Below are 8,755 nucleotides of genomic sequence, written 5' to 3' on the forward strand. Positions count from 1 at the left end.
GCTAATCGCAAAACATCCTCATAATTCTCTTTAATGACCTTTGTATTTATTTGTCCACGTAAAATGACTTCTAATTTTGGATACTCACTTGCCTTATCTATTGTAAATAATTTCGAGTCTGATAAATCTCGTATTCTTGGAGCAAATTTAAATCCTAATAAATGGGTCAGTCCGAATATTTGGTCTGTGTAACCAGCCGTGTCTGTATAATGCTCTTCTATGTTTAAATCCGTTTCATGGTGCAACAAACCATCTAAAACATGAATCGCATCCCTTGAATTAGTATGAATAATCTTTGTGTAGTAAGAAGAGAATTGATCACTAGTAAAACGGTAGATGGTGGCTCCTTTTCCAGTTCCATAATGTGGGTTTGCATCTGCATGTAGTGATGAAACACCTAACTGCATTCTCATACCGTCTGATGAGGATGTTGTACCGTCTCCCCAATAGGAAGACAATTGTAATTTGTGATGAAAATTTACTAATACGGCTTGGGCTTTATTCATTGCATCTTCATACATGCGCCATTGAGATACATTGGCTAATTGCTTATATGTAAGTCCGGGTGTTGCTTCAGCCATCTTGCTTACACCTATATTCATTCCCATTCCTAAAAGGGCAGCCATAATAATAATCGTTTCTTCTTTATCCGGTTTTCGATTATTGGAAGCATGAGTAAATTGCTCATGAAATCCTGTTATATAAGCAATATCCATCAGTAAATCGGTTAATTTTATTCTTGGTAGCATCTGATAAAGGCTTGCACTAAACTTTTTTGCTTCTTCTGGTACATCTTTTTCTAAGCGTGCAAGTGACAGCTTTCCTTTATCAAGAGAAACTCCATCTAACTTGTTGGAATTGGCAGTTAACCACTTTAACCTTTCATTAAGGCTGCTGGTTCTCTCCGTTATATAATCTTCGAATGATAAACTAACTGATAATCTCGTATTCTCTTTCGTTTGATTCCATGTAAATTCGGAAAACAAATATTCCTCAAAATCTCTATATTGTCTGCTGCCAACAATGGAAACATCTCCTGCCCGAACATGCTCCCGAAGTTCTGTTAAAACAGCCATTTCATAGTAATGACGATTGATTGTTGTACCATCATTCTCGTATAAATGCTTTTTCCAACGTTTTGAAATAAAATCCACAGGTGAGTCATCAGGTACTTTTCGTTTTCCGGATTCGTTCATTCCTCGGATAATCTCTACAGCTTGTAAAAGTGGCTCATTTGCCTTTGTAGAATGAAATTCCAACACCCTTAATAGCGTTGGCGTATATTTTCTTAGTGAATAAAATCGTTTTTGCAGTAAGTCTAAATAATCATAGTCAGCAGGACGTGCAAGCTCCTGGGCTTCTTCGACCGAAGAGACAAAAGAATTCCATTCAATAACGGATTCTAAAACCTCAAAAACGTCTAATTTTTCCTGTTTTGCTTTGATCAAAGCTTGTCCGATGTTCGTAAAGTGTATAACTTTCTCATTCAGCTTTTTACCGTTCAGTTTCTGAATTTCCTCTTGAGCCTTACGACCTTTTGATAAGAGACTAAGTATTTGTCTGTCATGAATTTCAAAAGCTTTATCCGTCAAATCTTGATTAAGATGTAATAAATAGACGGTTAGTATTGAATATCGTTTATTTTCCTGAAAATCACGGAATGCATAAGGTTCATATCTTGAACCCAAGCGAGACAGCTGTAACAGGCGATTGCGGTGCAAATGATTAATTTGCACCGTTTCTAATTCCATTCCTCGTATGTATTCGAGTCGTTCTATTACTTTTAAAAAGGTTTCGGGTGAAGGATGTCCCGGTGGTTCTTTTAACCAACCCAATATCGTTTTATTGGATTCTGACGAATGCTGCAAGGTAATAATATCTTCAAGTTTTTCTTTTTGTTCATTTGTTAGGGATTGACTAACCGTGTTAAATAGCTTCTTTTCAGCCATTGCCCTTGCTTCCCACACTATTCTTTCAAGTGTAGTGATAGCAGGCAGTATGATTTTGTTTTTTCTTAGAAAATCTATGCATTCATGTAGTAGATGAATGGCATCACCATTTTCCAAAGCCAATTGATGTAGGTGCTTAAATGTCATTCTATATTCTTTCAGGCTTAATCACAGGGTTACTGCTCTAGTCCGTCAGATATATTACAATAAAAGGAAAATGGTTTAGCTTTGCTGCTTTTCTTAGTTATCTTGATGGTCTCTATGTTTGAAATTATACTATTAAAAAAACATGTAGATCAGAGGGAGAACCAGTGAAGAAAAATTGGAATGAAGAAGAGCTTTTAGCAAACTTTATGTTAATGCCAAATGAACTACATCTATCTATGGGGAATAAAACAGAAACGAACCGTTTGGGCTTTGCCGTGTTACTAAAGTATTTCCAACAGAAAGCTAGATTCCCTAGCCAAAAGCAAGACATCCCAAAAGTAGTGATCGAGTACATAGCGAAACAGCTTGATGTTTCGCATGATCAATTTGATGAATATAGTTGGGGTGGAAAAGAAAAGACTTATACCCGACATCGAAAAAATATAAGGGATTTTTTTGGATTTCAGGAGCTTACACGTACAGATAATGATCGTTTGGGACAATGGTTAGAAGAACAAGTTCAGTCTACACATGATACAGACTATTTAAAAAACCAAGCATACAGTCTCTTTCGTAAATGGAAAGTTGAACCTCCTTCTATTGGGAGCTTAAAGCGTATGATTGACTCTGCCATTGATACTTTTGAAAAGAGCTTATATAAAATGACATATCAGCAATTATCTGCTAAGACGTGCACTCGGTTAGATGCTTTACTTGAGTCCCATGCTGATGAGGATTCTGATGGAGAGGAAACCGACATTTTAACTTTTCGTCAACTATTATCTTCTCCTCGTAAACCAAGTGTAAATGCGATGGAGATGGAGGTTAAAAAACTGTTAGCTATACGACATCTCCAAATTCCTAATGGTTTGTTTCATCATATGACTCCAAAATTACTAAAGAAATATCGACTTCGTGCAGCTACTGAGACTGTAACGGAATTGCGAGCACATCCAGCACCCATTCGCTACACCTTACTTGCCATCTTATTTTGGCATCGTCATGCTGAAGTTATCGACTATTTAGCTGATCTGTTGGATGAAATCACTCTCAAGTTCGGAAATAAGGCCAAGAATACTACCCGTAAAGAAGCAGTAGAAGAGTTGGAAAGGGTTCAAGGGAAAAATAAACATATTATCAACTTATTAAAAGCGACGGTTAATCATCCAGATGGAATTATTCAAGATACTCTATATCCGATTGTAGGCGCTTCAACAATTCGGGATATTATTAAAGACATGACAAGAAATCACCGAGAATACAAAGAAAAAATCTATATAAAGATGCATTCTTCCTATCGGGGGCATTATCGGATTGCTTTCTGTAATATCTTAAAAAATCTTACGTTCAGATCTAATAATCAATCTCATCAACCTGTCATTGAAGCTCTTCAACTAATTCGAGAATATGGTGATAGTGGTCAACGTTTTTTTGCAGCTAATGACGAAGTTCCTATTGAAGGAGTGATCCAGCCCAAATGGAAGGATATCATTATTGAGACGGATAGTAAGGGAATGGAGAGGGTTAACCGAATCAATTATGAGATTGCTGTTTTACAAACACTTCGAACGCGCCTCCGGTGTTTTACCGTTAATATCAATAACATGTGTTGTATTATCGATTTTACGAGTACTGATGTTAGAATTTACTTTATCAAAAGATAATGTAGAACTGCCCCACATTTCATTAAATTCAACCTCATATATACCAGCTAGTTCTGGCCAATTGATTTCTACAACATGTTGTTGGTTACCATCTAAAATTCCTTGTTCCATATTCGTTTCAGAACCATAGGTCCTAAAATTACTCTCAATCCTTACTTCTTTATTAAAACAAGTATAAAATGATTCCTACTTCAAATACTAAAAAAAAACTATTGAAGGATATGATTCAAATGACACTCCATCTAAATAAAAATAACTGCCCTAATTATGAAAAAATTAAATACATCCTCAACGAATCACCAGACTTAATGTGTAGAACACTTGAAGTTGGTGGAGATTGTCTCGAAGTTATTTTCATGAAAAATTTAATTAAACAAGAGTTTCTAAATGAGTATGTAATTAAATACATTCAACAACTTCCGATAGAATACATAACTTACTCTTATTTATTGAAAAACATACCAATGAACGAAGTAAAGAAAAACCTTAAGGAACAAGAGATTATCTCTTCCCTCTTAAATGGATTCGCTTATATTTACTTATCAGACGAAAGTAAAGCATTTATGGTAAATTGCGCCAACCCTATTGAAAGATCTATTGAGAAAGCAGAAACAGAATCATTGGTATACGGTCCTAAAATATCGTTTACAGAATCATTATCTTCTAACATTAAAATTATAAGACGAAATCTAAATGATTCTAATTTGTGTACAGATGAATTAAAAATAGGAGAACGTGTTAAGAAGCAAGTAAGAATTATATATCTTAAAGATATAGCGGATGATGACACACTTAAAACACTTAAGGAGAAGTTTGAAAATATAAAAACTGATAATATAAGTGACAGTTCAGTATTGGCACAATGTCTTGAAGATAATCATTACTCATTTTTTCCACAGTTTATATTAACAGAGTTGCCCGATAGATTCCTCTACTCTATTTTAAACGGACGGATTGGTGTTCTTATAGATGAAAGTCCAATTGCTATTATTGGACCTGCTAATTTTTTTTCGTTTTTTGAATCAACAGAAGACATATATTTGAGATGGTCCTTAAGTACTTTTATAAGATTTATACGATTATTTGCTATGGCAGGGTCACTATTTCTTACAGCATTTTATGTTGCAACCATGACATTTCACTTTGAACTAATTCCATCTAAATTGTTACTTATAATTGGGCAATCACGTTCACAAGTTCCTTTTCCACCTTTGCTAGAAGCACTTTTACTCGAATTATTAATTGAATTACTTAGAGAGGCTGGGGCACGCCTTCCGTCAAAAGTAGGGCAAACAATGGGGATTGTTGGAGGTATTGTTATTGGCCAAGCAACTGTTGAGGCAGGTTTAACTAGCAACATTTTAATTATTATTGTGGCATTTAGTGCATTAGGGGCATTTACGGCTCCTATTTATGAAATGGGCACTGCTATAAGAATTGCTAGATTTCCTTTCATTATTCTAGCAGGTGTTTGGGGATTAAATGGGATTATTATCGGTGTCTGTGTAATGATGGTCCACTTGTTAAAATTGACATCATTAAACAAACCTTATCTTGCACCTCTATACCCTTTTAGGATTAAGGATATAAAATACTTCTTAATACGTCTACCCCACCATTTTTATATGAGACGTCCTGTTGTCAATCGCCCAAAAGATTCATTCCGCACAAGGTGGAGATTTAAAAAAACAGAAAAAGATTTAGATGAATTTTGAGGTGGATAATGAAATCAAATATTAGTTTTGTAAATGCCTATATGGCTTTCTTTATCATACACACTTCGCAAATTGGTATGGGCATACTTGGAGTCCCGAAAATTATTTATCTTGAATCTAAGAAAGATGCTTGGATCTCAGTTTTACTATCCGGTCTATTCATTAGTATTATCACTTGGATTATTATTAGCATACTTAAAAAACATGGAAACTGTAATCTTTATGAAATACACGAAAATTTATTTGGTCGCTTTATAGGAAGTATCATCAATACCTTAATTGTCATTTACTTTATTGCTGTACATTACTCTATCATCATCAGTTATGTTGAATTGTCCCTAACATGGGGATATGAAGGAGTTTATGAATGGGTAGGCACTTTAGCACTATTATTAATAACAATTTATGCAGTATCAGGTGGATTCAGAGTAGTTGCAGGGATATGCTTCTTATCCTTTTTAATGACTATATGGCTGCTATTTGTGATGTATCAACCACTTGATTCCATAAACTTAACTAGAATTTTACCCATCATGTCGACAACTCCGTCAGAAATGATGAAAGGAGTTTTTAAAAGCAGTTATACAATGTTGGGTTTTGAGACTTTATTTTTTATTTTTCCTTTTATAAAGGAGAAAAAAAAACTACTTCTATTCAGTCAATTAGCAATCTGGTTTACCACACTTCTTGTTTTAATTGCAACTGTTATTTCCATATTATTTTATAGCCCTAAAGAATTAGAAAAACAGATCTGGCCTATTGTCAGTATGATAAGCGCTGTCCATTTTCCATTTATTGAGCGCTTTGAATCTATAGCAGTTTCATTATGGATATTAGTTATTTTTCCAAATTTATGTATAATCCTATTCATTTCTTCCAAAGGAGTTAAACAAATATTTCATTTAAAACTAAAACATGGAATATGGGTAATCTCAATAATCATTTTTATCACGAGTTTTTTTATCACAAAAAGAGTCGACAATAACCTTTTGATTGATAAAGTTGGTCAAGTAGGCTTTTACCTATGGTTTATCTATCCAATATTCTTATATTTCATTTCAATCATTAAATCTAAAATCTTTTCACGTTCAAAACGGAGTTGAAAAAATGAAAATACGGCTTATTCTACTTTGTGTCTTTCTCTGTACGGCATGTATGCCACCTGAAAAAATATTAGAAAGGCAAGGAATTTCAACTATTATTGGTTTTGACTTACTTGATGAGAATACATACAAAGGCACTATTAGCTTGTTACAATTCGACCGTAAAGAAGAAAAGACGAGTGTAACCATTTCTGCCGTCGGAACTACAAGCAAACAAATAAGACAAAATTTAGAACAACAGACAAGCCACCACCTTACTTCTGGTCAATTAAGGACCATACTGTTTAATAAAAATATGGCAGAAACAGTAGGAATTTCTTCTTTTCTGGATACTATGCAACGAGATAGCAGTATCAGTTCTTTAATCTTTTTGGCCATTACTGATAATGCTGAGGAGACGATTAAAAATAAAAACTATGAAGAATATCCCGAAATGGGATCCTATATCTATCAACTATTGGATAAACACGAAAAGAAAGAAATGTTAGTCAACTCCAACTTGCATGATTTTATTTCCACACTATATGAAATTGGTATCGATCCTACCTTACCTATTCTATCGAATGAGAATGGTGTAGCACCCTATTTAGATGGGGTTGCATTATTTAGGGATGATAAAATAGTTGGTTCTATTTCCATGAAAAAAAACCTGTATATAAAATTATTCACCAATCATAATGCTTTTTTGGGGGATATAACTTTAAATATTCCTGCAGAGGTATTAGAAGAAAAGGGAATAAAACTAGTCGAAAAGCAAAAAGGAGATAAATTTAATATTACAATTCACCCAATAAAGTACCGCGGAAATGTTGAATTATCTCAGGAAGAGTCGGTTAATTTAAATGCATCTATTTTAGTTTCAACTATAGAATTACAGCCTTCTGTTACTCTTAAAAATAAGGAATCAATAAAAAAAATGGAGCTAATAATTGAAGAAGAACTAAACAAAGAATTCGGGGATATTCTTGAGAAGTTTAGAAAATTAAATACTGATCCAATTGGCATTGGAAGAAAAATAAAAAGTATAAGAAAATATTCCAATTTAAATGAAAAAGATTTGAGAGGAAAGTATTCCACATTAAATTTAAAACCAAATATTAAGGTAGAAATAAAACGAACTGGGGCAGTTGATTAGTTCACGAATTACTTGTGAAGAACCTCATTTACTTATGAAAAGCTCACCGAGGTTGATATTAAACTTATCTTCCAATAGTTCAATAATTGTATGTAAAACCATAATTAACTACAATCCTTATTCAACAATCTGGCCCTATTGCGGAACAAAAATAAAAGAGCTCTCTTCAGTCATACTGCGGCTGGTTAGTTTAATAAAATTAGCCCCATAAACGGACATTTATGGGGCTGGTCCTTATTGGAGCAAAACACACTCTATTTACCCTGATCTTTGGTACCAAAACTCATTCCCAAAATCAAAGTAACATTTTTAATAACAAACACCGTTTTTGGTGCTAATATATTCATATAAATAGTTTTTAGTAGGTGATTAATTATGATTTTTGGTTACGCGCGAGTGAGTACGGAGGAACAAAACCTAGATATGCAAGTTGATGCATTAACACAATTCGGGGTTGAGAAGATTTATAAAGAAAAATTAACTGGCACACGAAGAGATAGGCCTCAATTAGAAGACCTTTTAAAAATTTTACGAAGTGGCGATAAAATTGTTGTATATAAACTTGACCGTATTTCACGTTCCACAAAACATTTGATAGAACTGAGCGAATTATTTAACGATATGGGTGTACATTTTGTATCAATTACTGACAGTATTGACACTTCAACCGCAATGGGAAAGTTTTTCTTTCGTACAATGGCAAGCATCGCTGAACTAGAAAGAGATATTATTAGTGAACGAACAAAGTCTGGTCTTCAAGCAGCAAGATCAAGAGGAAAGAAAGGTGGGAGACCTACTAAGAAAGAAGATAAAGTGGAAATGGCTGTTAAGATGTATAAGAGTAAAGACTATACAATTAAGCAAATTACAGTGGCGACTGGTATCAGTAAGACCACGCTGTATAGGTATTTAGACAAGGCGCTATAGGGTTGCCTCAGTAATTTAGTTATTAACGATTTGTAAAGATCTTATCGATTAAACCGTATTCTAAAGCTTTTTCTGCTGTCATGAAGTTGTCGCGGTCTGTGTCGCGTTGTAGTAC

General features: G+C 34.1%; 5 protein-coding genes and 2 pseudogenes. 5 read left to right on the forward strand and 2 right to left on the reverse strand.

What is annotated here, in order from left to right:
* Nucleotides 1-2,114, reverse strand: a pseudogene (locus BLT20_RS29660) (Tn3 family transposase); the annotation flags it as partial.
* 146 nt (nucleotides 2,115-2,260) lie between these two features.
* Between BLT20_RS29660 and BLT20_RS29665 the strand changes: the two are divergent.
* From BLT20_RS29665 to BLT20_RS29695, 5 genes and pseudogenes are all read left to right on the forward strand, one after another.
* Nucleotides 2,261-3,679 (forward strand): annotated as a pseudogene (locus BLT20_RS29665) (DUF4158 domain-containing protein); the annotation flags it as partial.
* A gap of 311 nt (nucleotides 3,680-3,990) precedes the next feature.
* Nucleotides 3,991-5,475, forward strand: coding sequence for a spore germination protein (locus BLT20_RS29675; protein ID WP_176944012.1), 1,485 nt, complete (start codon nucleotides 3,991-3,993; stop codon nucleotides 5,473-5,475).
* A gap of 8 nt (nucleotides 5,476-5,483) precedes the next feature.
* Entirely contained in the window at nucleotides 5,484-6,578 is a 1,095-nt protein-coding gene (locus tag BLT20_RS29680; protein WP_000841208.1) for a GerAB/ArcD/ProY family transporter, read from the forward strand.
* Nucleotides 6,579-6,582: 4 nt separating this feature from the next.
* Nucleotides 6,583-7,713 carry a Ger(x)C family spore germination protein gene (locus BLT20_RS29685; RefSeq protein WP_073340450.1) on the forward strand — a complete coding sequence of 377 codons (1,131 nt, stop codon included), beginning with the start codon at nucleotides 6,583-6,585 and terminating at the stop codon, nucleotides 7,711-7,713.
* Between the two features lie 375 nt (nucleotides 7,714-8,088).
* Nucleotides 8,089-8,640, forward strand: a complete 552-nt coding sequence (locus tag BLT20_RS29695) for a recombinase family protein (protein WP_000576160.1) — start codon at nucleotides 8,089-8,091, stop codon at nucleotides 8,638-8,640.
* Between the two features lie 22 nt (nucleotides 8,641-8,662).
* Here BLT20_RS29695 and BLT20_RS29700 read toward each other — a convergent pair.
* Nucleotides 8,663-8,755, reverse strand: a 93-nt coding sequence (locus BLT20_RS29700; RefSeq protein ID WP_176944013.1) for an ATP-dependent Clp protease proteolytic subunit, incomplete at its 5' end; no start/stop codon positions are given.

The organism is Bacillus sp. cl96 (assembly GCF_900100505.1).
In the GTDB taxonomy this organism is placed as follows: Bacteria; Bacillota; Bacilli; order Bacillales; family Bacillaceae_G; genus Bacillus_A; species Bacillus_A cereus.

Coding starts and splice junctions, on each gene's coding strand:
- BLT20_RS29680 (WP_000841208.1), top strand. CDS start 5,484: ATGAAATCAAATATTAGTTTTGTAAATGCCTATATGGCTTTCTTTATC.
- BLT20_RS29685 (WP_073340450.1), top strand. CDS start 6,583: ATGAAAATACGGCTTATTCTACTTTGTGTCTTTCTCTGTACGGCATGT.
- BLT20_RS29695 (WP_000576160.1), top strand. CDS start 8,089: ATGATTTTTGGTTACGCGCGAGTGAGTACGGAGGAACAAAACCTAGAT.
- BLT20_RS29675 (WP_176944012.1), top strand. CDS start 3,991: ATGACACTCCATCTAAATAAAAATAACTGCCCTAATTATGAAAAAATT.